General features: G+C 71.1%; 23 protein-coding genes. 13 read left to right on the top strand and 10 right to left on the bottom strand.

Annotation, left to right across the window (positions count from 1 at the left end; all coding sequences use genetic code 11):
- Positions 1-5: 5 nt before the first annotated feature.
- Positions 6-677, bottom strand: coding sequence for a tetratricopeptide repeat protein (locus FJM51_RS18240; protein WP_140455561.1), 672 nt, complete (start codon positions 675-677; stop codon positions 6-8).
- 65 nt (positions 678-742) lie between these two features.
- On the opposite strand from FJM51_RS18240, the gene FJM51_RS18235 reads away from it, so the two are divergent.
- On the top strand, positions 743-1,033 hold the full coding sequence (locus tag FJM51_RS18235; RefSeq protein WP_140455560.1) for an SCP2 sterol-binding domain-containing protein: 291 nt from the start codon (positions 743-745) through the stop codon (positions 1,031-1,033).
- Positions 1,034-1,038: 5 nt separating this feature from the next.
- A complete protein-coding gene (locus tag FJM51_RS18230) occupies positions 1,039-1,971 on the top strand; it encodes an alpha/beta hydrolase (RefSeq protein ID WP_140455559.1) in 933 nt (310 codons plus the stop codon).
- Here the strand turns inward: FJM51_RS18230 and hisN are convergent.
- On the bottom strand, positions 1,968-2,780 hold the full coding sequence (gene hisN, locus FJM51_RS18225; RefSeq protein ID WP_140455558.1) for a histidinol-phosphatase: 813 nt from the start codon (positions 2,778-2,780) through the stop codon (positions 1,968-1,970). The two genes, FJM51_RS18230 and hisN, sit on opposite strands and share 4 nt — an antisense overlap.
- Before the next feature lie 70 nt (positions 2,781-2,850).
- On the bottom strand, positions 2,851-3,231 hold the full coding sequence (locus FJM51_RS18220; protein ID WP_140455557.1) for a helix-turn-helix domain-containing protein: 381 nt from the start codon (positions 3,229-3,231) through the stop codon (positions 2,851-2,853).
- 422 nt (positions 3,232-3,653) lie between these two features.
- On the opposite strand from FJM51_RS18220, the gene FJM51_RS18215 reads away from it, so the two are divergent.
- The gene (locus FJM51_RS18215; protein ID WP_140455556.1) at positions 3,654-5,459 is read left to right on the top strand and encodes a glycoside hydrolase family 15 protein; all 1,806 of its coding nucleotides are present in this window, start codon (positions 3,654-3,656) and stop codon (positions 5,457-5,459) included.
- A 25-nt stretch (positions 5,460-5,484) separates the two neighbouring features.
- Here FJM51_RS18215 and typA read toward each other — a convergent pair whose 3' ends face one another.
- Entirely contained in the window at positions 5,485-7,302 is a 1,818-nt protein-coding gene (gene typA / locus FJM51_RS18210; RefSeq protein ID WP_140455555.1) for a translational GTPase TypA, read from the bottom strand.
- A 184-nt stretch (positions 7,303-7,486) separates the two neighbouring features.
- Here typA and FJM51_RS18205 point away from each other — a divergent pair, with 184 nt between their 5' ends.
- Positions 7,487-8,455 carry an NADPH:quinone oxidoreductase family protein gene (locus FJM51_RS18205; protein ID WP_140455554.1) on the top strand — a complete coding sequence of 323 codons (969 nt, stop codon included), beginning with the start codon at positions 7,487-7,489 and terminating at the stop codon, positions 8,453-8,455.
- Between the two features lie 10 nt (positions 8,456-8,465).
- Here FJM51_RS18205 and FJM51_RS18200 read toward each other — a convergent pair whose 3' ends face one another.
- A complete protein-coding gene (locus FJM51_RS18200) occupies positions 8,466-9,350 on the bottom strand; it encodes a LysR family transcriptional regulator (protein ID WP_140455553.1) in 885 nt (294 codons plus the stop codon).
- 123 nt (positions 9,351-9,473) lie between these two features.
- On the opposite strand from FJM51_RS18200, the gene FJM51_RS18195 reads away from it, so the two are divergent.
- Entirely contained in the window at positions 9,474-9,680 is a 207-nt protein-coding gene (locus FJM51_RS18195) for a DUF1127 domain-containing protein (protein WP_140455552.1), read from the top strand.
- Between the two features lie 40 nt (positions 9,681-9,720).
- Here the strand turns inward: FJM51_RS18195 and FJM51_RS18190 are convergent, their stop codons facing one another.
- A complete protein-coding gene (locus tag FJM51_RS18190) occupies positions 9,721-10,278 on the bottom strand; it encodes an arylesterase (protein WP_267901452.1) in 558 nt (185 codons plus the stop codon).
- 154 nt (positions 10,279-10,432) lie between these two features.
- Here FJM51_RS18190 and FJM51_RS18185 point away from each other — a divergent pair, with 154 nt between their 5' ends.
- Entirely contained in the window at positions 10,433-11,122 is a 690-nt protein-coding gene (locus tag FJM51_RS18185; protein WP_140455550.1) for an ABC transporter ATP-binding protein, read from the top strand.
- Positions 11,119-13,650 carry an ABC transporter permease gene (locus FJM51_RS18180; protein ID WP_140455549.1) on the top strand — a complete coding sequence of 844 codons (2,532 nt, stop codon included), beginning with the start codon at positions 11,119-11,121 and terminating at the stop codon, positions 13,648-13,650. Before FJM51_RS18185 ends, FJM51_RS18180 begins: the two co-directional genes overlap by 4 nt.
- A 19-nt stretch (positions 13,651-13,669) precedes the next feature.
- On the opposite strand, the gene FJM51_RS18175 is transcribed toward FJM51_RS18180, so the two are convergent.
- Positions 13,670-14,527: an EAL domain-containing protein gene (locus FJM51_RS18175; protein ID WP_140455548.1), complete on the bottom strand. Its 858-nt coding sequence runs from the start codon at positions 14,525-14,527 to the stop codon at positions 13,670-13,672.
- A gap of 154 nt (positions 14,528-14,681) precedes the next feature.
- On the opposite strand from FJM51_RS18175, the gene FJM51_RS18170 reads away from it, so the two are divergent.
- Complete coding sequence (locus FJM51_RS18170) at positions 14,682-15,971, top strand: alpha/beta hydrolase (protein WP_210240332.1); 1,290 nt, start codon at positions 14,682-14,684, stop codon at positions 15,969-15,971.
- A gap of 4 nt (positions 15,972-15,975) precedes the next feature.
- Here the strand turns inward: FJM51_RS18170 and FJM51_RS18165 are convergent, their stop codons facing one another.
- Complete coding sequence (locus FJM51_RS18165; RefSeq protein ID WP_140455547.1) at positions 15,976-16,719, bottom strand: alpha/beta fold hydrolase; 744 nt, start codon at positions 16,717-16,719, stop codon at positions 15,976-15,978.
- 158 nt (positions 16,720-16,877) lie between these two features.
- Between FJM51_RS18165 and lepB the strand changes: the two genes are divergently transcribed.
- From lepB to recO, 5 genes are read left to right on the top strand one after another with little or no spacing between them, the layout of a single operon-like run.
- Positions 16,878-17,663, top strand: a complete 786-nt coding sequence (lepB, locus tag FJM51_RS18160) for a signal peptidase I (RefSeq protein WP_140455546.1) — start codon at positions 16,878-16,880, stop codon at positions 17,661-17,663.
- Positions 17,660-18,340 (top strand): ribonuclease III, encoded by a 681-nt coding sequence (rnc, locus tag FJM51_RS18155; protein WP_140455545.1) that lies wholly within the window; start codon positions 17,660-17,662, stop codon positions 18,338-18,340. Before lepB ends, rnc begins: the two co-directional genes overlap by 4 nt.
- Positions 18,337-19,251 carry a GTPase Era gene (gene era, locus FJM51_RS18150; RefSeq protein WP_140455544.1) on the top strand — a complete coding sequence of 305 codons (915 nt, stop codon included), beginning with the start codon at positions 18,337-18,339 and terminating at the stop codon, positions 19,249-19,251. The genes rnc and era overlap by 4 nt, the downstream gene beginning before the upstream one ends.
- Entirely contained in the window at positions 19,248-19,577 is a 330-nt protein-coding gene (locus tag FJM51_RS18145) for a DUF1491 family protein (protein WP_140455576.1), read from the top strand. The genes era and FJM51_RS18145 overlap by 4 nt, the downstream gene beginning before the upstream one ends.
- Positions 19,578-19,625: 48 nt before the next feature.
- Positions 19,626-20,357, top strand: a complete 732-nt coding sequence (gene recO, locus FJM51_RS18140) for a DNA repair protein RecO (protein WP_140455543.1) — start codon at positions 19,626-19,628, stop codon at positions 20,355-20,357.
- 15 nt (positions 20,358-20,372) lie between these two features.
- On the opposite strand, the gene FJM51_RS18135 is transcribed toward recO, so the two are convergent.
- Positions 20,373-20,789, bottom strand: a complete 417-nt coding sequence (locus FJM51_RS18135) for an META domain-containing protein (RefSeq protein WP_140455542.1) — start codon at positions 20,787-20,789, stop codon at positions 20,373-20,375.
- Positions 20,786-22,477, bottom strand: coding sequence for an acyl-CoA dehydrogenase family protein (locus tag FJM51_RS18130; protein WP_140455541.1), 1,692 nt, complete (start codon positions 22,475-22,477; stop codon positions 20,786-20,788). Before FJM51_RS18130 ends, FJM51_RS18135 begins: the two co-directional genes overlap by 4 nt.
- Positions 22,478-22,665 lie beyond the last annotated feature (188 nt).

Genomic DNA, 22,665 nt, shown 5'->3' with positions numbered 1-22,665 from the left:
CTTGCTCAGAGGTCCGCCGCGCCGAGCGATCGCTCGACCCGCCTGATCTGGTCGTTGATGTCCGGCCGGTTCGGGTTCAGCGCCCGGGCGGCCCTGAGCGCCTCGAGCGCGGGGGCGGGCTGGCCCGTTTGGTCGAGGATGATGCCGAGCCCGGTCAGCGCGCCGAAATGCCGCGGGTTGAGCGCGAGCACGTGTTCGAGGTCGGCGACGGCGAGCGAGAATTCCCCGAGCTGGTAGAAGGCGGTCGCCCGCGCGTTCCAGCCCTCGGCGAATCCCGGCGCGAGTTCGGTCAGCGCGGTCAGGTGGTCGACCGCCGCCGGATAGTTCTCGGCCCGCATCTCCCGCCCCGCCCGGCGCAGCAGCAGATCCATCGCCGGAGAGCCGGAGCGCGCCCAGAGCCGTTCGATCTCCGCCTGGACCTTCTCCCAGTCCCGCCGCCCGGGGTCGGCGAGTTCGCCGTAGAGCCTGTCGAGCGCCGCGGCCTGCTTCTGCGCGGCGGTGGCGGTATCCTCGGGGGGGGCGGAAGCGGGATCATGCGCGTCGTAGCTCGGCGTCGCAAGTTTCGGCGGATCGGGCGATTCGGGGGCGGGCGCATCCTGCGCGAAAGCCGGCGCCGCGCCGATCAGCGCGATCGCCAGGGCGTGTCCGAACCTTTGTCGCTTTCCTGAGCCGGCCATGCATCCTAGATAGTTGTCGAGCCCGAAAAATCGAGGGCCCGCGGACCCTCATCAGGAGTAGCAGCATGAGCGACGTTGTCGAGGGCGCAGTCAAGGCTCTCAATGCCAAACTGGGCGGCGCGGCCCCCGATGGTTCGGTCAAATTCGTGATTCTGGAGGAGGGCGCGGTCCGGATCGACCAGAACGGCGCCTCGGCCGACGATTCGGAGGCGGATTGCGTGATCACCGCGAATGACGAGACCTTCCGGGCGCTGCTCGGCGGCGAACTCAACCCCGCGACCGCCTTCATGTCCGGCAAGCTCCGGATCGAGGGCGACATGGGGCTTGCCATGAGGCTCGGCGCGCTGCTCGCCTGAGCGCGATGACCGGGGAGGCGCCGTTTTACGCCGATGTCGCCGAGGCGCCGGAGGGCGCGGCGCCGCGCTGGCTTCGCGCGCGCGACGGAAAGCGCATCCGCGCGGTCTTCTGGACCGGGGGCGCGCGCGGCACCGTGCTGGTCCTGCCCGGCCGGACCGAATACATCGAGAAATACGGCGCCGTGATCGGGCGCCTCCGCGCGCTCGGCTTCGGCGCGGCGGTGATCGACTGGCGCGGCCAAGGGCTGTCGGACCGCTATCCGCCCTATCCCGAGCGCGGCCATGTCGAGGATTTCCGCGCCTATCAGGACGATCTCGACGCGCTGCTCGCGGCGCCGGAGGTGGCGCGCGGGCCGCGGCCGCTCCTCCTGCTCTGCCATTCGATGGGCGGCTGCGTCGGGCTGCGCGCGCTGATCGAGCGGCCCGAACTCGCCGCCGGGGTTTTCTCCGCGCCGATGTGGGGCATCCGCGTCGGCCGGGTCGCGCGGATCCTGGTCGGCCCGCTGACCGGAACCGCGGTGCGGCTGGGGCTCGGCCATCGCGGAATGCCCGGCGCGGCGCGCGGCGCGCCGCCGGGAATGGAGGGCAATCCGCTCACCTCGGATTCCGCCGCCTTCCTGCGTGCCGCGCGGCAGATCGCCGAGCATCCCGAACTCGGCCTCGGCCCGCCGAGCGTGCGCTGGACCTCCGCCGCCTTTCGCGAGATCGCGGCGCTGCGCCGCCTGCCCTCGCCGTCGCGCCCGATGCTGGGCTTTCTCGGCTCGGACGAGACGGTGGTGGATCCGGCGGACATCCGGGCGCGCTTCGCCCGGACGCCCGACGCTGAACTCGTGCCCTGCCCCGGCGCGCGGCACGAGATCCTGATGGAGCGGCCGGAAACCCAGACGCTGGTCTGGTCGCGGATCGCGGCCTTTCTCGACCGCGTCGCGCCCGGCTAGACCGCCTCCGGCACCCGGGCGAGCAGATCGAGGGCGGCCGCGTGCAGCCGCGGGTCGCCCGCCGCGAGCACCCGTCCGCCCCCGTGCGCGGGCCGGCCCCGCCAGTCGGTGAAGACGCCGCCCGCCGCCTCGATCACCGCCTGCGGCGCCTGGACGTCATAGGCGAGCAGCCCGGCCTCGATCACCAGATCCACCTGGCCGAGCGCGATCAGCGCGTAGCCGTAGCAGTCGAATCCGTAGCGCGTCAGCCGCGCCCGGTCGCGCACCGCCTCGAATCCGGCGCGCTCCTCCGGCGTTCCGATCTCGGGAAAGGTCGAATAGAGGATCGCCTCGTCGAGCGCCGCGCAGGGCCGGGTCCGGAGCGGGCGCTCCACCCCGCCGCGCCGCATCGCCGCGCGGCCGAGCCCGCCCATGAACCGCTCGCCCACATAGGGCTGGTCGATCAGCCCCATCAGCGGAGCCTGGCCCGCGTTGACCGCGATCAGCGTGCCCCAGGTGGTCGCCCCGCTCAGGAAGGCGCGGGTGCCGTCGATCGGGTCGAGCACCCAGGTCAGTCCGCTCTCGCCCGGCTCCACGCCAAGTTCCTCGCCGAGGATGCCGTCGCGCGGCCGGGCGCGCGCGAGATGGGCGCGCATCGCCGCCTCCGCCTCGCGGTCGGCCTGGGTCACCGGGTCGAAGCCGCGCGCCGCCTTGTTCGCGGCCCGGAGTTCCGGCGCCCGGAAGAGCGGAAGGCTGACTCCCGCGGCGATGTCGGCGAGCGCCTCGGCCGTGGCCCAGAGTTCTTCCCTCAGATCCGCCCCGACATCCATGCTCGCCCCCGCCTGACCCGCCGGCGATTAGGGCAGATCGGGCAGGCAGGTCAATCCGGGCGGGCGAAGCTCAGGCGACGTCGCTCAGCACGCGGGCGAGTTCGAACAGCCGGCGCCGCTGCGCCTCCGGGATCGCGTAGTAGGAGCGGACCAGTTCCAGCGCCTCCTTGTCAGCGAGCAGGTCGCCGCGGGTATCCGCGACCGAGGGCGCCGCGTCGGGAACGCTGTTCTCGCCGTCGAACCCCTCGAAGAAGAAGCTGACCGGCACGTCGAGCGCCTGCGAGATGTCCCAGAGCCGCGAGGCGCTGATCCGGTTCATCCCGGTCTCGTACTTCTGGATCTGCTGGAACTTGATGCCCACGATATCGCCGAGCTGCTGCTGGGTCATCCCCACCATCCAGCGCCTGTGGCGAACCCGTTTTCCCACATGAACATCAACCGGATGTCTCATCGCACGCTCCACAGATAACCTCTACTCAGTCCAAAGCAAGCTTCGTGCCAATTGTCGCACACCACGCGCGGGACGTACAGGTCGCTCAATCGGAGGTTTTTCTCCTTCCGGGCGATCGAATCCGCCCCCACAATCAGCGCGGGAGTAACGCCTACGCGAACTACCGGAAGGCATCGGCGCGGCCGTTTGCAAAGTGCTTTGCAAAATGCAAAACGCCGCGGCGCAATATCGAAACGCGGGTCGCGGGGGCGGGAGCGCGCAACGCCCGGCTGGCAGCACTTCGCCTCCGGACTGCGCCTTTCATGGGCATCGGCGCCCCAGGCGGGCAGGTGCCGACGCGGAGGGCTTCCGCCATGGCGCCGTTTCGGTCCAAGTTGGGGCGGCTGAGCGATCTGACAAGGGCGGCGGGAAGGGCGGCGGGAATGGCGGACACACGCGGGGCGATCTCGGACTACGGACTCATCGCCGACGGCCGCTCCTGCGCCCTCGTGTCGCGGAGCGGGTCGATCGACTGGCTCTGCTGGCCGCGGCTCGACTCGCCGGCCTGTTTCGCCGCGCTGCTCGGCACGCGCGAGAACGGACGGTGGCTGATCCGGCCGGCGGGAGAGCACACCTCCTCGCGCCGTTACGAACCCTTCACGATGATCCTCGAGACCACGCACGAGACCGCGACCGGCGCGGTCCGCGTGCTCGACTTCATGCCCATGCCCAACGGCACCCAGGCCATCGTGCGCCGGGTCGAGGGGCTGCGCGGCACCGTCGAACTCGAATTCGACCTCGCGATCCGCGCCGACTACGGCCGCACCGTGCCCTGGGTCGACCGCCACGGCGACGACTGGCACGCGATCGCCGGCCCCGATCTCTTCATCCTGCGCTCGCCGGTCGAACTGCACGGCGAGGATCTCCATACCGTCGGAACCTTCGCGGTCGCGGAGGGGGAATGCCGCGACTTCGTGCTGACGCATGGCCGCTCCTATGGCGGGGCGCCCGCGGTGGTCGAGGCCGGCGAGGCCCTCGACTCCACCCGCTCCTACTGGGACGCCTTCACCGACCGGATCATGCTGCCGCCCAAGATGCGCCCGACCTGGCGCGAGGCGGTGAACCGCTCGCTCCTCACGCTGAAGGCGCTCACCTATATCCCGAGCGGCGGCATCGCCGCCGCCGCGACGACCTCGCTGCCCGAGACCATGGGCGGGGTCCGCAACTGGGACTACCGCTTCTGCTGGCTGCGCGACTCGGCCTTCACGCTGCAGGCCTTCCTCGAGACCGGGCTCCGGCGCGAGGCGGAAGCCTGGCGCGACTGGCTCGTGCGGGCGGTGGCGGGCTCGCCCGACCAGCTGCAGATCATGTACGGGCTCGCCGGCGAACGGGTGCTGACCGAATGGGAGGTGGACTGGCTGCCCGGCTTCGCCGGCTCGAAGCCGGTCCGCGTCGGCAACGCCGCGGCCGACCAGTTCCAGCTCGACGTCTATGGCGAGGTGGCCGATGTGCTGGCCCTCGCCACCCGCCGTGGCCTGCCGCCGCATTCCCGGCAGGGAGCCTATCGCGACGTGGTGATGGGCTTCCTCGAGAAGGCCTGGCGCGAACCGGACGAAGGCATCTGGGAGGTGCGCGGCGCGCGCCAGCATTTCGTCTATTCCAAGGTCATGGCCTGGGTCGGGTTCGATCACGCGGCGAAGGCGGCGCAGGCGCATGGCGACGCGGCGCAGGCGGGCCACTACCGCGCCATCGCCGACGAGATCCACGCCGATGTCTGCGCGAAGGGCTACAATCCCGAGATCGGCGCTTTCACCCAGTACTACGGTTCCACCACGGTGGATGCGAGCCTTCTGACCCTGCCGCTCGTGGGCTTCCTGCCGCCGAAGGATCCGCGCATCGCGGGGACCGTCGCCGCGATCGAGCGGGAGCTTTCCTGCAACGGCTTCCTGCTGCGCTACCAGACCGACGGCCACGACGGGCTCGAAGGGCACGAGGGCGTGTTCCTCATCTGCACCTTCTGGCTCGTCGAGGTCTACGCGCTGCTCGACCGGATGCCGGAGGCCGAGGCGCTGTTCGAGCGGCTGCTCGCCCAGGCGAACGATCTCGGGCTCATGTCGGAGGAGGTGGACGCCGAGACCGGGGAGATGCTCGGCAACTTCCCGCAGGCCTTCAGCCACATCGGCCTCGTCATGGCCGCCGTCGCGCTCAGCCGCCGGCGCGCGGGCGAGCGCCCGCTCCTGCATCAGTAGAGCGGGGCGCGGACGCCCCGCGAGGTTACTCCGCCGCGCGGGCCTGCCGCTTGCGTTCGTGCGGATCGAGGTAGCGCTTGCGGAGCCGGATGTGGCGCGGCGTCACCTCGACGAGCTCGTCCGGCTCGATATAGGCGATCGCCTGTTCGAGCGTCATGCGCACCGGCGTCGTCAGCCGCACCGCCTCGTCCGTGCCGGAGGCGCGGACGTTGGTGAGCTTCTTGCCCTTGAGCGGGTTCACCTCGAGATCGTTGTCGCGGCTGTGCTCGCCGAGGATCATGCCCTGATAGACCTGCTCCTGCGCGCCGATGAAGAAGGTGCCGCGATCCTCGAGGTTGAAGATCGCATAGGCGACCGAAGTGCCGTCCTCGATCGAGATCAGCACGCCGTTACGCCGGCCCGGGATCGCGCCGCGATAGGGTGTCCAGTCGGAGAAGACGCGGTTCATCACCCCGGTGCCGCGCGTGTCGGTCAGGAACTCGCCGTGATAGCCGATGAGGCCCCGGCTCGGCACCAGCGCGACGATGCGGGTCTTGCCGCCGGCGCCGGTGCGCATCTCCGAGAGCTCGCCCTTGCGCTGGCTGAGCTTGTCGACGACGACGCCGGAATATTCCTCGTCCACGTCGATCGTGACTTCCTCGAGCGGCTCGTAGCGCACGCCGTCGCGCTCGGTGAAGAGCACCTGCGGGCGCGAGATCGAGAGCTCGAACCCCTCGCGGCGCATGTTCTCGATCAGCACGCCCATCTGCAACTCGCCCCGGCCCGAGACCTCGAAGGCCTCGCCGCCCGGCGTGTCGGCGACCTTGATCGCCACGTTGGTCTCCGCCTCGCGCATCAGCCGGTCGCGAATCACCCGGCTCTGCACCTTGTCGCCATCGCGGCCGGCGAGCGGCGAATCGTTGATGCCGAAGGTGACGGAGATCGTCGGCGGGTCGATCGGCTGCGCCGGAATCGCTTCGCTGACCGAGAGATCGCAGATCGTGTCCGCGACCGTCGCCTTCGCCATGCCCGAAAGGCTCACGATGTCGCCCGCCTCCGCCTCGTCGATCGGCTGGCGCTGGAGGCCGCGGAAGGCGAGGACCTTCGAGACGCGGAAGCGCTCGATCTCCTTGCCCTCGCGCGAGAGGGCCTTGACCATCTGGCCGGTCTTGACCCGGCCGGTCTCGATCCGCCCCGTCAGCAGGCGCCCGAGGAACGGGTCCGCGGAGAGCGTGGTGGCGAGCATCGAGAAGGGCTCGTCCACATGGGCGAGCTGCCTCGGCGCCGGGACGTGCTCGAGGATGAGCTTGTAGAGCGCGTCGAGATTCTCGCGCGGCCCGTCGAGCTCGGCATCGGCCCAGCCGGCGCGGCCCGAGGCGTAGAGCACGGGAAAGTCGAGCTGTTCCTCGTTCGCGTCGAGGCTCACGAAGAGGTCGAATACCTCGTCGAGCGCGCGGTCGGGCTCGGCGTCGGGCTTGTCGACCTTGTTCAGCACGACGATCGGGCGGAGGCCGAGGCGGAGCGCCTTCGCCGTCACGAACTTCGTCTGCGGCATCGGCCCCTCGGCCGCGTCGACCAGCAGCACCACGCTGTCGACCATCGAGAGGATGCGCTCCACCTCGCCCCCGAAATCGGCGTGGCCGGGCGTGTCGACGATGTTGATCCGGTGGCCCTGCCATTCGACCGAGGTCGCCTTGGCGAGAATGGTGATCCCGCGCTCGCGCTCCAGATCGTTCGAATCCATCGCCCGTTCGACGGTCGCCTGGTTGTCGCGGAAGGTGCCCGACTGCCTGAGCAGCTGATCGACCAGCGTCGTCTTCCCGTGGTCGACGTGCGCGATGATCGCAATGTTTCTCATATCCATCGGACAAACCCTCGGCGGGGCCCCGCGCCCCTCGGGCGTGCCCTTAGTGTCCCGGAGGGCAAAAGGCAATGTTGCGCCGCGGCGGCCCGCGGAATTCGACCTTCGCACGGCCTCGCGGCATCCGCGCATGACAGCGGCGGGCCGCCTGCCTAGGGTTTCCCTCCCACGGCGGATGGAGGCCCGAATGCGTGCGATGCGGATCGAGACCCTGGGCGAGCCCCTCACCCTCGCCGAGATTCCCCGGCCGGAACCCGGTCCGGGCGAGGCGCTGATCGCGGTCCGCGCCTGCGGCGTCAATTTCGCCGATACGCTGATGGTCGCGGGGAAGTACCAGGAGAAGCCGCCGCTGCCGCTCACGCCCGGGCTCGAGGTCGCGGGCGAGGTCGTGGCGCTCGGCCCGGGGGTGACGGGGCTCGCGATCGGCGCGCGGGTCGCCGCGCTGCCCGCTTCCGGTGGATACGCGGATTATGTCGCCTGCCCCGCCGAACGCTGCTTTCCCGCGCCCGAGGCGATGCCGGACGCCGAGGTGGCGGGCTTCCTGATCGCCTATGGTACCAGCCATGTCGCCCTCGCCCATCTCGCCGGGCTTCGTCCTGGGGAACGGCTGGCGGTGCTGGGCGCCGCCGGGGGCGTGGGTCTGACGGCGGTCGAGATCGGCGCGCGCATGGGCGCGGAGGTGATCGCCATCGCCCGCGGCGCCGAGCGGCTCGCCATCGCCGGGGCGGCGGGTGCGCGCCATCTGGTGGAGGCGGACGCGCCGGATCTGAGGGATCGGCTCCGCGCGCTCGGCGGGGTCGACGTGCTCTACGACGCGGTCGGCGGCGCGCCCGGGGAGGCGGCCTTCCGCGCCTGCCGGCCCTTCGCGCGGATCCTGCCGATCGGCTTCGCGGGCGGCGGCGTGCCGGACCTGCCGGCGAACATCCTGCTCGTGAAGAACCAGAGCGTGCACGGGCTGTACTTCGGCGGGCTCGTCGCGCACCGGCCGGAGATCGTCGCGGCGAGCCTCGGGGCGCTTTTCGCCTGGTACGAGCGCGGCTGGATCAGGCCCCATGTGAGCCATGTCCTGCCGCTCGCGGAGGCGAACGCGGCGCTGGACCTGCTCCGCAGCCGGGCGGCCACGGGGAAGGTCGTGATCGACACCGGAGCGGCGTGAGCCCGGCGGATCACTCCGCCGCGACGCGGGGCGCGGTCGCGGCGCAATGGAACGTCTGGCGCAGGAATACCCCGAGTTCCCCCGCCAGCGCCGCGCGCGGGCCGCTGTCGCGGACATACATGTTGACGAGGTATTCCGGCAGCTCCGGCAGCGCGCCGCCATGCCGGATCTCCTCGCAATGCACGGGGATCGCCCCCTCGAGCTGCACGAAGATCGCGAGATCGGCGTTTACGCTCACCTCCACCGCCTGGCACGAGAGCGAATCGACCGCGAGCTCCCAGGGCAGGCCCGCCGCCTCCAGCGCGTCGATCGCCGTGCGGCGGAAGACGCAGCGCTGGGTCGAGCCGAAGCGCACCGGGCGCGCCCGCCACGCCTGCCCGCCCTGCGCGCCGACCCAGACCAGCGGCTGGCGGACCAGCGTCTCGCCGCCGGGATCGAGCATGGGCTCGGTGGTCAGGATCAGGTCGATCTCGGATCGTGCGAAACGTTCCTTGAGCTCGACGGTCAGGTCGGATTGCAGCAGCACCTTCACTCGCGGATATTCCTGCGCGAAACGTCGCAGCACCCGGGGGACGTGGGGATACATGAGATCCTGCGGCACGCCGAGCGTGAGTTCCCCCTCGAAGGCCGGGCTGGTCATCCGCCCCCAGGCCTCGTCGTTCAACGCCAGCATGCGCCGCGCATAGCCGAGCAACTGCTCGCCCTCGGCGGTCAGCGTCACCTGCCGCAGACTCCGGTCGAGCAGCGACAGGCCGAACTGCTCCTCCAGCCGCTTCAGCTGCATCGAGACGGCCGATTGCGTGAGGTTGAGCTGCGCCGCCGCCCGCGTCACCCCGCCGGCGTCGGCCACGGCCGCGAAGGAACGCAGGGCGGTCAGATCCAGATTCCGTGCCATCATCAATCTCCGTGATGGGACGCACCACATATATTCGTTATCAATATGGACCCGACTCGGGTATTCCATCAAGCACGGTGATGCCACCGGCGAAAAGTTTCACGAAACCTGATGGAGAGACCCATGTTTGCCCGTTCGAACGACCTGCGTGCCGCCTGGACGTTCCGGCCGCGCCTGTCGATGCGCGGCATCCTGGACCGTCTGGTAGCCCTCGATGCCCTCTATCGGCAGCGCAGGACCCTCGCGTCCCTGGATGACCGCATGCTCCGCGACATCGGCGTGACCCGCGCCGAGGTGGACGAGGAGATCAAGCGTCCGCTCAGGTTCTGACCGGGGGACGCTCGAGAGGGATGGCGGACCGAGGTCCGCCCTACTTCGCCCGAGCCACGAGGTCGAGCACGACCGGCCCGATATCCGCGACGATGGCATCGACCCCCGCCGCGTTCGGATGCAGCCCGTCGCCCTGGATCAGGGCGCGGGCCTCCGACTGGCTTCGCCCCTCGGTCAGCCCGGCGAAGAAGGAGGGGTAGAGGATCGCATCGTGCCGCTTCGCGAGATCGGCGTAGATCGCGGCGAAGCCCGCCTGATACTCGGGCCCGAAATTGCCGATCGCCGGCACGCCGGCCAGCAGGACCGGCATCCCCTTCGCGGTGACCCGGGTCAGGATCTGGTCGAGATTGCTCCGCGCCGCCGCCGGATCCAGCCCGCGCAACATGTCGTTGGCGCCAAGCTCCAGGATCATCGCATCCGCCGGTTCGCCGAGCGTCCAGTCGAGCCGCGCGAGACCGCCCGCCGTGGTGTCGCCCGAGACGCCGGCGTTGACCACCTCCACGTCCCCCGCCCCGTTCGCCGCGAGCCAGGCGTTGAGCTTCGGCACGAAACCCTCCTCGGGCGGAAGGCCATAGCCCGCGGTCAGGGAATCGCCCAGCGCGACGATCCTTGTGGCCGCGGCCGCGGGCAGCGCGGCGGCGACTGCGACAACAAACCCCAGAACGATCGCCCGGACGTGTTCCGCGACGCCGTTGCCCCGCCGGGCCCTTGTCCCATATCCCGGAGAGCATCGTCCCCAGCAGGAAATCCGCATGTCGTCCCCGGTCATCGCCCTCGAAGATGTGACGCTCACCCTCATGGGCAACGCCGGACCGGTCAATATCCTTCGCGACATCTCGCTGAGGGTTGAACCCGGCGAGACGCTGGGGCTGGTCGGTCCCTCCGGATCGGGGAAATCCTCGCTCCTGATGCTGATGGCCGGGCTCGAGGCGGCGAGTTCGGGACGGATCACGGTGCTCGGGCAGGAGCTGACCGCGCTCGGCGAGGACGCGCTCGCGCGCTTCCGGCGTGGCAATGTCGGCGTGGTCTTCCAGTCCTTCCACCTGATCCCGACGATGACCGCGATCGAGAACGTCGCCACCCCGCTCGAACTCGCGGGCGCGCGCGACGCCTTCGGCCGCGCGCGGGCCGAACTCGACGCGGTCGGCCTCGGCGCGCGGCGCGACCACTATCCGGCGCAGCTCTCGGGCGGCGAGCAGCAGCGCGTCGCGCTGGCCCGGGCGGCGGTGACGCGGCCGCGCATCCTCTTCGCGGACGAGCCGACCGGCAATCTCGACGGCGCGACCGGCGAGGCGATCATGCGGCTGCTCTTCGAACTGCGCGACCGGCATGGCGCGACGCTCGTCCTCGTCACCCACGCGCCGGATCTCGCACGGCGCTGCGACCGGGTGCTGGGACTGCGCGACGGCGCGCTCGAAACCTATGCCGAGGCGGCCGAATGATCCCCGTCGCCTGGCGCCTTGCGACGCGGGAACTGCGCGGCGGCCTCAGGGGCTTCTACATCCTGCTGATCTGCCTCACCCTCGGCGTCGCCGCCATCGCCGCCGTCGGGACGGTGCGAAGCGCGATCGAGCACGGGCTCGAGCGGGAAGCGGCGGCGATGCTGGGCGGCGACGCGAAGATGGAATTCGCCTATCGCTTCGCGACCGGGGAGGAGCGGGGCTGGATGGACCGGCACGCGGCCGTCGTGTCCGAAATCGTCGATTTCCGCTCCATGGTCGCGACCGGCGCGGGCGATGCACGCCGGACCGGGCTGGTGCAGGTGAAGGGCATCGACGACGCCTATCCGCTGATCGGCGCCGTCACGCTCGCGGGCGGAGGAACGCTCCGCGACGCGCTCGCGACGCGCGACGGCCTGCCCGGGATGGTCGCGCAGGGGCTGCTGCTCGACCGGCTCGGCCTCCGGCCCGGCGATGTGGTGACGCTCGGCACGCAACGGTTCCGGATCGCGGACCGGATCGTGACCGAGCCCGACGGCGCGGGGGCCGGCTTCACCCTCGGCCCGCGCGTGATCGTCAGGCGCGCCGACCTCGCCGGGAGCGGCCTGCTCGGCGAGGGATCGCTGTTCGATTCAGAATACCGCCTCCGCCTCGCCCCCGGAACCGATCTCGACCAGCTCCGCGACGCCGCCCGCGCGGCCTTCGCCGACGCCGGCCTGCAATGGCGCGACCGGCGCGACGCGACGCCGAGCCTGCGGCGCTTCGTCGACCGGCTCGGCTCCTTCCTCGTGCTGATGGGACTCGCGGGGCTCGCCGTCGGCGGCGTCGGCGTCGGCGCGGCGGTGCGCGGGCATCTCGACGGCAAGAAGGAGACGATCGCGACGCTCCGCACCCTCGGCGCGGAGAGCAACACGGTCCTGCTCGTCTATCTGATCCAGATCGGCCTCGTCGCCACGCTCGGCATCGCGCTCGGCCTCGCCCTCGGCGCGGGCCTGCCGCTCGCGGCCGCGCCACTGATCGAAAGCCGGCTGCCGATGCCCGCGGCCTTCGGGCTCTACGCCCGGCCGCTCGTCGAGGCCGCGGTCTACGGCGGGCTGACCGCGCTCATCTTCACGCTCTGGCCGCTAGCCCGCGCCCGCGACATCCGCGCCGCGGAACTCTTCCGCGAGATCGAGACCCGGCGCCGCTGGCCCGCCCCCGTCTTCCTCGCGGCGATCCTCGCGCTCGTGGCGCTGCTGATCGCGCTCGCGGTCCGGCTCTCGGGCGACACGCGCCTCGCGCTGACCACGGTCGGCGGGCTCGTCTTCGCGCTGGCGCTCCTCCTCGCCGCCGCGCTCGGGCTTCGCCTCGCCGCCCGCCGCGCCGCGCGGAGCCGGCTGAGCGGGGGGCGGCCGGCGCTGCGCTGGGCGCTCGCCGCGCTCGGCGGCCCGTCCGGCGAGACGGCGGCGGTGGTGCTCTCGCTCGGCCTCGGCCTCGCCGTCCTCGCCGGGATCGGGCAGATCGACTACAACATGCGCCACCTCGTCGCCGCGGAACTGCCGGACCGGGCGCCGGCCTTCTTCTTCGTCGACATCCAGGACGACCAGCTCGCCCGCTTCGTCTCCGCCGCCGAGAGCGAGCCCGGCGTCGAGCGCGTGGAGACCGCGCCGATGCTGCGCGGCGTGATCACGCGGATCAACGGCGTCCCGGCGCGGGAGGCGGTCGGCCACGGCCACTGGGCGCTCTCGGGCGACCGGGGGGTGACCTACGCCGCCGCGCCGCCGCCCGGCACGACCATCACGCAAGGGGAATGGTGGCCCGCGGACTATGCCGGCGAGCCCCGGATGAGCTTCGCCGAGGAGGAGGCGGGCGAGCTTGGCCTCAGGCTCGGCGACAAGGTGACGCTCAACGTGCTCGGCCGCGACCTGACGGCGACGATCACCAGCCTGCGCCGGGTCGATTTCCGCTCGATGGGGATCAACTTCCTGATGATCCTGAACCCCGCGGCCCTCGCCGGCGCGCCGCACGGCAACATCGCCACCGTCTACGCGGGGCCCGAGGCCGAGGCGCCGCTTCTGCGCGCGGTCACCGCCGACGCGCCCAACATCACCGCGATCAGCGTGCGCGAGGCGATGGACCAGGCCTCGGACGCGCTGCGTTCGATCTCGGCCGCGACGCGCTGGGGGGCGGGGGCGACGCTCCTGACGGGGATCATCGTGCTGATCGGCGCCGCCGCCTCCGGGCAGCGGGCGCGGGTCTATGAATCGGCGGTGCTGAGGACGCTCGGCGCGACGCGCGCGCGCGTACTCGCGAGCTTCGCGCTCCGCTCCGCGCTGGCCGGCCTCGCGGCGGGTGTCGTCGCGGTGATCGCGGGGCTGGGCGCGGGCTGGTGGGTGACCGCGCGCGTGATGGAGGCGGATTACGTCTTCGCCCCGGGCTCGGCCCTCTTCGTCGTGGCTGGCGGCGCGCTCGCGAGCCTCGTCGCCGGGCTCGTCTTCGCGCTCCGGCCGCTCCGCGCCAGACCGGCGCGGGTGTTGCGCGCCCGGGAATGACCCCGGACCCGGAGCGCCCTCAGCCGGCGGCCCGCCGGGCCGCGGGCAGCGACGGGAATTCCGGCCGCTCGGCCGGGCGGCCGAAGAGATAGCCCTGGAAGCAGTCGATCCCCCGCCCGCGCAGCCACGCGGCGTCGGCGGGATCCTCGACCCGCTCGGCCACCACCAGCATGTCGAAATGCCGCGCCACCGCGCCGAGGCATTCGACCAGCACCTGCGCGTCCCGCGCCGCGTGTACGCCGCGCGCGAAATCGCCGTCGAGCTTGACGAGATCGAAGCGCAACTCGCGGAAGTGGCGAAAGCCGGTCGCGCCCGCGCCGAAATCGTCGAGCGCCAGCGCGCAGCCGAAGCCCTGGACATGCGCGGCGAAATCCCGCGTCTGGCCGACGTCCTCGATCGCGGAATCCTCGGTCAGTTCGAGGATGAGCCGCCCGGTCACGCTCCGGCGCGTCTCGCCGGCGAGGAGAGCAAGCCACTCGGGGTCGCCCATCGTGCGCGGCGAGACGTTGATCGAAAGCCGGAGCCGCGGATCCGCGCCGAGGGCTGTCAGGGCCTGGCCGAGCGCCAGCCGGTCGATCTCCCGGCCAAGCTCCTCGTCGCCGACCAGCGGGAGGAAGGCCCCCGCCGCCAGCACGTTGCCATCCGGCAGCCTGAGCCGGGCCAGCATCTCGTGGAAGGCGACGAAGCCGGTATTCTCGGCGCGAACCACGGGCTGATAGTGGAAGACGAGGCGTCCCTGGGCGAGCGCGCGGGCCACCGCGAAGCGGATGCGCGCCCGCGCCTCGAGCCGCGAGGCGCCCAGTTCCGCCGCGCGGCGGGCCGCCGCGTCCGCGGGCGCTCCGGGGAAACGAAGGAAATCCGACGCAGGCTGATCCATGGAGCACTCCTCACGCTGAACACCGGTTTACCTAAGCGCACGGTCCTTAAACGTTCGTGAAGCGCGTAAAATTCTCCGCGTCCCGCCCCGCCCCGTCTGGACCCCCGCCCGCCCCCGCGCTACCCGGACGGGATACGCTTCCGGGAGTTCGGCCTTGCGCAGGAAATATGTCGTCCCGCTTCTTGTGCTCGGCGCCATCGTCGGCGTGACGCTGGCCTTCGCCTTCTACCACCCGCCGATGCGGCTGATGCCGCCGCCGCTGATCGTCCAGGACGGTGGCGAGGGGATCTTCGGCGCGTCCGGCGAAACCCCGGAGGACAGCCGGCTCGAGGTCTATTACGCGACGAACCGGCTGCCGATCGGCCCGCGCGACAACCGGATCTACACGATCGCGCCGGATCGCGCGCTCCATTTCGGCACGGCGGGGCTGCGGGTCGGGAACGAGGGGACTACCTGGGCGCAGCTCTACGAATGGTCGACCGGCGGTCCGACCAGCGACCGGCCTTTCATCAATCTCGAACGGATGCGCGAGGAGGCGTCGCAGGAGCCCGACGCGCCGCTCGATCCCGAGACGGCGGACTGGCTCGGGCGGATCGACGGGACGCTCGCGCGCCGACCGGGCAGCGATGTCATCGTTTATGTCCACGGCGCCAACACCACCGTGGAACGCGCCGCGGGGCAGGCCGCGCAGCTCTGGCACTTCACCGGCCAGAACGCCGTCGTCGTGCTCTTCGCCTGGCCGACGGCGGAGAACTTCCTGCGCTACCCGAGCGACATCGAGACCGCCTTCGGCGGCGCGCCGCATCTCGCGGACCTGATCGGACTGCTCGCCACCCATACCCGCGCGCGCAAGGTCGACGTCTTCACCTACAGCGCCGGCGGCACGGTCGGAAGCGCCGCGCTCGGGGAACTCGGCCGGGAGCGGCCCGGGATAGCGGCGCGGCTCGGCAACGTCTATCACGCCGCGCCGGACGCGGATTTCCGCGACTTCGTCGACGATCTCGCCGCCTATGCGCCCAGAGCCGGGAGCGTGACGGCGGCGATCAATCTCAACGACAGCGCGCTCCGCCTCGCCCAGGTGATGAACCGCGCCAGCCGCGCCGGACGGCCCGACCTGCGCGAGTTGAGCGAGACGCAGACGCGGACCCTGCTCGGGGCGGTGAGCCGCGGCGAGCTCGACGTGGTCCAGGTCTCGCCGGAGACGATCCCGACCCTGTCGCGGACCTCGCACACCTTCTGGTATGACGATCCCTGGGTCAGCGGCGACGTGCTGGTGACGCTGCTCTTCGGCCTCCCGCCCGGGGCGCGGATGCTCGACGCGCGCGAGGCGCCGGGCGGCGCCGCCTATTTCACCTTCGCGCCGGATTTCGCGGACCGGATCCCGACGCTGCGCCGGCATCTGCTCGCGGAATTCGCCCCCCGGCCGGCGGCCGAGGCGCCGTGAGGGCTCAGCGGCGCATCATGCGCTGGAGCACCTGGGACATGGTGAGGTCGTGGTCGAACTCCCCCGTCTCGAGGAAGCCGATGACCTGGGCGATCACCAGCGGGTTGTTCATCAGGAAGGTGTGGGTCGTGTGAACCACGAGATGGTCGGCCATCCCGTCGATCCGCGTGCTCTCCACCGACACGGTGCCATCATCCGCGCCGGGGATGACGGCCGAGAACAGCGGGTTGATCGAGCGGTCGCCCGCGATCACGCCGAGGTCGAAATCGACCGGGCCGAGCAGCGCGGCGATCCCCTCCGGCCCGGTGCGGAGCTGCTGGCCCGCGGGGCCGGTGAGATGCTCGAAAATCGCCATCTCGCCGAAGGCGTCCACCACCTCCGATCCCTGGTTCGGCGGCGCCAGCATGACGACCCGCCCGAGGTTCGCGGGCCGGTTCGCCGCCAGCCAGCCCCGGACGAGGATGCCGCCCATGGAATGGGTGACGAAATTCACCTTCTGCGCGCCGCATTCCTTCACCGCCGCCGATACGTAGTCGAACATCCGCTCGACCGTCGCCTCGGTGGAAGGATAGCCGTTGTTCACGACCGTGAAGCCATAGGCGTCGAGCGCCTCCTCCATGACGAGGAAGGAACTTCCCGAGCGCCCGAGCCCGTGGAGCAGCACGACGCAATCCGCCCGCGCCGTCGTGGCGGCGGAGAGAAGCAGGGCGAAAGGAAGGAGCAGACGGGAGAGGAGGATCCTTGGCATGGCCCGCACTCTAGCGGCGCTCCCACACCATGGCGAGTACGCTCTTCCGCCGCCGGCCCCGCTCCGCCCTCGCCTTGACAGGCCCGGGCCGAGGGGCGACAAGGCCGTTCGGCGCGCGGTCCGCGCGGAGGCGCGCGCACTGGATCGGAAGGCGGGACATGGCGGCGAAGACCAAGGCCAAGGGCGGATTTCTCGAGCTGGTCAAGACGATCGTCTACGCCCTCCTGCTCGCGGGGCTGATCCGGACATTGTTCTTCCAGCCGTTCTGGATCCCGTCGGGCTCGATGAAGCCCACGCTGCTGATCGGCGACTTCCTCTTCGTCAACAAGATGGCCTACGGCTATTCGCGCTATTCATGCCCCTTCTCGCTCTGCCCGATCGACGGACGCATCCTGGGGCGCGAGCCGAAGCGCGGCGACGTGGTGGTGTTCAAGCACCCGACCAACGGCACGGACTACATCAAGCGGCTGATCGGCCTGCCTGGCGACACGATCCAGATGATCGAGGGCCGGCTCTACATCAACGGCGAGGAACTTCCGATCGCCCCCGACGGCACCTTCCACGAGCTGAACGATCCGCAGGGGCCGATGGCGAACATGCCCCGCTGCAAGAACCGCCCCGTCGCGCCCGGCGGCGATTGCGAGGCGGACCAGTATGTCGAGACCTTGCCCGAGGGGAAGAAGCACGCGATCCTCGATATCGAGAACGGATTCGGCGACAACACCCCCGCCTTCACCGTGCCCGAGGGCGAGTTCTTCTTCATGGGCGACAACCGCGACAACTCGATGGACTCGCGCTTCCCGCGCTCGGCCGGCGGCGTCGGCTTCGTGCCCTTCGAGAACCTGATCGGCCGCGCGGACCGGATCATCTTCTCCTCCGGCGGCTCCTCGATGCTCGCCTTCTGGACCTGGCGTCCGGACCGGTTCCTCAAGGCCGTCGAATGAAGCTGAGCCAGACGATGGCGGCGGCGGCGGAGCGGCTGGGCCATCGGTTCGGGAATCCCGACCTGCTGATCGAGGCATTGACCCATCCGTCCGTCATGGGGCGGATGGACAACCAGCGGCTGGAGTTTCTCGGCGACCGGGTGCTCGGCCTCGTCATCGCCGAGGCGCTGCTGGCCGAGGACAGCGTCGCCGAGGAGGGCGAACTGGCGCCCCGGCTCAACCTGCTCGTGCGCAAGGAAACCTGCGCCGAGGTCGCGGCGAGCGTCGACATCGGCGCGGCGCTCCGGCTCGGACGTTCCGAGATGCTGTCCGGCGGCCGGCGCAAGACGGCGCTTCTGGGCGATGCGATGGAGGCGGTGATCGCGGCGGTCTATCTCGACGCCGGTTTCGACGCCGCCCGCGCGCTCGTGCTGCGGCTCTGGGGCGAGCGGATCGCCCGGGCGCGCGGCCAGGGGCGCGATGCCAAGACCGCGCTGCAGGAATGGGCGCAGGCGCGCGGGCAGAACCCGCCCGTCTACGCCGACATCGCCCGCGAGGGGCCGGATCACGCCCCGGTCTTCCTCGTCGAGGCGCGGCTCGACGACGGGCGCGCGGCCGAGGGACGCGCCGCGTCGAAACGCGCGGCGCAGCAGAAGGCGGCGGAGGAACTCCTCGCCCGGGTGGAGGCTGAGAAATGACGGAGACCCGCTGTGGCCTCGTCGCGCTGATCGGCGAGCCGAACGCCGGAAAGTCGACGCTGCTGAACCGGATGGTCGGCGCGAAGGTCTCGATCGTCACCCACAAGGTGCAGACGACGCGCGCGCGCATCCGCGGCATCGCGATCGAGGGCGCCGCGCAGCTCGTCTTCATCGACACGCCGGGCCTGTTCCGGCCGCGGCGGCGGCTCGACCGGGCGATGGTCAAGGCCGCCTGGGGCGGCGCGGCGGACGCGGACGTGGTCGTGCTGCTGATCGAGGCGCACCGGGGCCTGACCGAGGGCGTCGAGACCATCATCGAGACGATCGCGAACCAGCTGCCGAAGGGCCGGCGCGTCGCGCTCGCGATCAACAAGATCGACCGCGTGAAGGCCGAGGCGCTGCTCGAACTGAGCGCGAAGATGAACGCGGCCTTCCCCTTCACCGCCACCTTCATGATCTCCGCCGAGCGCGGCCACGGCGTCGAGGACCTGCGCCGCTGGCTGGCGGGCGAGGTGCCCGAGGGGCCGTGGCTCTATCCCGAGGACCAGATCGCCGACCTGCCCTCGCGCATGATCGCCGCCGAGATGACCCGGGAGAAGCTAACGCTCCGGCTGCACCAGGAACTGCCCTACGAGCTGACGGTCGAGACCGAGAGCTGGCAGGAGCGCAAGGACGGTTCGGTCCGGATCGACCAGGTGATCTATGTCGCGCGCGAGGGCCACAAGGGCATCGCGCTCGGTCCGAAGGGAGAGACGATCAAGGCGGTCGGCAAGGCCGCGCGCGAGGAGATCAAGGCCTTCCTCGGGCGCGAGGTGCATCTCTTCCTGATGGTGAAGGTGCGGCCGAACTGGCTCGACGAGGCGGAGCGCTTCACCGAGATGGGGCTCGACTTCCGGGACGGCGAGACCTGAGCGCCCGGCTGACAGCGGATTTCTGGGTCCACGCCTATCTGGCGCGGCTTCGTCTCGCCGACATCCCGGCCTATGTGGTGGCGAGGGGGGATGCGACGGCGGGGGCGGTGATCGTCAAATGCGCCACGCTCGACGGCAAGGCGAAGGCGTTCCAGCGCGGCTACGACCTGATGTCCGGGGAGCGGGTCTGGCTCGTGCTCGCGGAGGGCGCGGAGGCGGAGGTGGACGCGGCGCTCTCCCGGCAGCGGGCGAACGACCCCGACCTCTGGGTGATCGAGATCGAGGACCGCGCCGGCCGGACCCTCCTCGACGAGCCCGGCCTGTAGGGCGGGCCTCGGCCCCGCCATCCGGGGGAAAGGCGAACGGGCGACGGCATGGAATGGCGCGACGAAGGGATCCTGCTCTCGGCGCGGCGGCACGGCGAATCCGCGGCCATCGTCGAGATCTTCACCGCCGCCCATGGCCGGCACGCCGGCGTCGTGCGGGGCGGCGGCGGGCGGCGGATGGCGCCGATCCTGCAACCGGGCGCCGAGGTCTCCGCCGAATGGTCGGCCCGCGTCGAGGAGCAGCTCGGCGCCTTCCGCCTCGACCTCCTGACCCCGCATTCCGCCCGGCTGCTCGACGACGGGCCGGCGCTCGCGGCGCTGCAATCCATCGCGGCGCTCGCGGCGGCGGGCCTGCCGGAACGGGCGGCGCATCCGGAACTCTACGCGCTGACGCGCGACCTCGTCGCGGCGCTGGGGCGCGAGCCTGACTGGCCTTCGCGCTACGCGCTCTGGGAACTCGCGCTGCTCGAGGATCTGGGCTTCGGCCTCGATCTCACGCGCTGCGCGGCGACGGGGCGGCGCGAGGATCTGATCTATGTCTCGCCGAAGTCGGGTATCGCGGTCAGCGCCGAGGCGGGCGCGCCCTGGGCGCCCCGGCTGCTTGCCCTGCCGGCCTTCCTGCGGACGGGAGAGCCGACCCGCGATCCGGCGCAGTTGCGCGCCGCCCTGGCGCTGACCGGCTTCTTCCTCGACGCGCGGCTTGGCCCCGCCCTGCCCCGCGAACGGCTGCCCGCCGCGCGCGACCGGGCGGCGGAGGCGATCCTGCGGCGGCACGGCTGAGCGCGGCCGGCCGGATCACTCCGGCGCCGGCACCTTGACGAGCCTGAGCCGCGTGTCCGGCCCGGTCAGCAGCATCGAATCCTCCAGCATCTCGCCGTGGTTCACCTTCCCGAGCGCGGCGAAGAACGCGTTCTCGGCGGCGAGATCGGGACAGGCACGCCGGGTCCGCGCCGTCGGCGTGAAGGTGATGGCCGGCCAGTGCCCGCCGTATTCGGCGCTGAAGGTGTTGCAGGGCGCCTGGCCGGCGATGCGGCCATCCTCGGTCAGTGTCGCCACCGCGTTCGCGGTGAAGGGCGCGCCGTCGAGTTCCACGAGCTTCCAGCTGGTGCCGGGCAGCAGCCAGTTACCCTCGGGCACCGCGGGCTCCTCGGCGGCGTAGACACAGGCGGCGACCGCGAACGGCGCCGCCAATGCGATCAGGCGTCGGATCAATTGCGATTCTCCAGCAGACGGCGGGCGATCACCTGCGCCTGGATCTCGGCCGCGCCCTCGAAGATGTTCAGGATGCGCGCGTCACAGAGCACGCGGCTGACCGGATATTCAAGCGCGAAGCCGTTGCCGCCGTGGATCTGCAGCGCATTGTCGGCCGAGGCCCAGGCCACGCGCGCGCCGAGGAGCTTCGCCATCCCCGCCTCGAGGTCGCAGCGCCGCCCCTCGTCCTTCTCGCGCGCGGCGTGGTAGGAGAGCTGGCGGGCGATCATGATCTCGACCGCCATCATCGCGAGCTTGCCGTAGACGCGCGGGAAGGCGACCAGCGCCTTGCCGAACTGCTTGCGCTCCTCCGCGTAGCGCATCCCGAGTTCGAGCGCGCATTGCGCGACGCCGATGGCGCGCGCCGCGGTCTGGATGCGCGCGCTCTCGAAGGTCTGCATCAGCTGCTTGAAGCCCTGGCCCTCGACGCCCCCGAGCAGGTTCGCGGCCGGCACCCGGAATCCGTCGAAGCCGAGCTCATATTCCTTCATGCCGCGGTAGCCGAGCACCTCGATCTCGCCGCCAGTCATCCCCTCGGCCGGGAACGGCGCTTCCTCGGTCCCGCGCGGCTTCGGCGCGAGCAGCATCGAGAGGCCGGAATAGTCGGTCGTCGCCGGATCGGTGCGCACGAGCAGCGTCATCACGTCGGCGCGGGCGGCGTGGGTGATCCAGGTCTTGTTCCCGGTCACCACCCAGTCATCGCCCTGGCGCGTCGCGCGGGTGCGCAGGCTGCCAAGGTCGGAGCCGGTATTGGGCTCGGTGAAGACCGCGGTCGGCAGGATCTCGGCGGAGGCGATCTTCGGGAGCCATTCCGCCTTCTGCTCCGCCGTGCCGCCGCCGAGGATCAGTTCCGCCGCGATCTCGGAGCGCGTGCCGAGGCTCCCCACGCCGATATAGCCGCGGCTCAGCTCCTCCGAGACCACGCACATCGCCGTCTTGGACATGCCCGCCCCGCCGTATTCCTCGGGGATCGTCAGGCCGAAGACACCGAGTTCGCCCATCTCCTCGACGATCTCGATGGGGATGAGTTCGTCCTTCAGATGCCATTCATGGGCGAAGGGCACGACCTTGTCCTCGGCGAAGCGGCGGAAGTGGTCGCGGACCATCTCGTATTCGTCGTCGAGCCCGGTGGCGCCGAAGGTGGCGGAGCCGTGGCCCGCCATCATAAGTTCGACGAGGCGCGCGCGCGCCGCGTCGCTGTTGCCCCGGCGGCTCAGGCCGATCACCGCCGGGCTCGCCAGCGGCGCCGCCTGCTCCTCGGTGACGCCGAGATCGAAGATCCGCGCCACCTCGCCCTGGGACATCGGGATGCCGCCCCGAAGCTGGCTCAGGTATTCGCCGAAGGTGATCCGCAGGATCAGCGCCTCCATCTCGCCGAAGGCCCCCGCCTCGCTGAGCCGGTCGGCCCAGCCGAGCATCTGGCGCAGGCTCTCCACATAGGTGGCGATCCAGGAGAGGCCGTGCGCGGCGAACTGGTCGGCTTCCAGCGCCCTGTTCGAGACGCGGCCGCCGGTCGAGACCCGCGCGCCGAGCGCCGCGCGGCAGGCGGCGAGCACCGCCTCGGCCGCCTCCACCGCCTCGGCGCAATCGGCGCGCAGGCTCGGCAGCAGGATGGGGTCTTGCTCAAGGGCGCGGGCGGCTTCGGTCATCTTCATCCTCTGGCGTCGGGTTCCGGTCTCGCGCGGATGCGCTCCATCGCACCCGCGGAATCTGCTTCGCAGTTGCCGCGCACCCTAGACAGAACCCCGAGCCTCGTCAATTGGAGAGAAATATTACTACGTTGGTACGGTTTATCCGGGAATTTTATTAGCATTGCCTTCCCTCGCCCCGCTTGCGA

Source organism: Amaricoccus solimangrovi (assembly GCF_006385685.1).
Classification (GTDB): domain Bacteria; phylum Pseudomonadota; class Alphaproteobacteria; order Rhodobacterales; family Rhodobacteraceae; genus Amaricoccus; species Amaricoccus solimangrovi.
The sequence above is the reverse complement of the archived record's forward strand: the minus strand, read 5'-3'. Positions and strand labels throughout refer to the sequence as shown.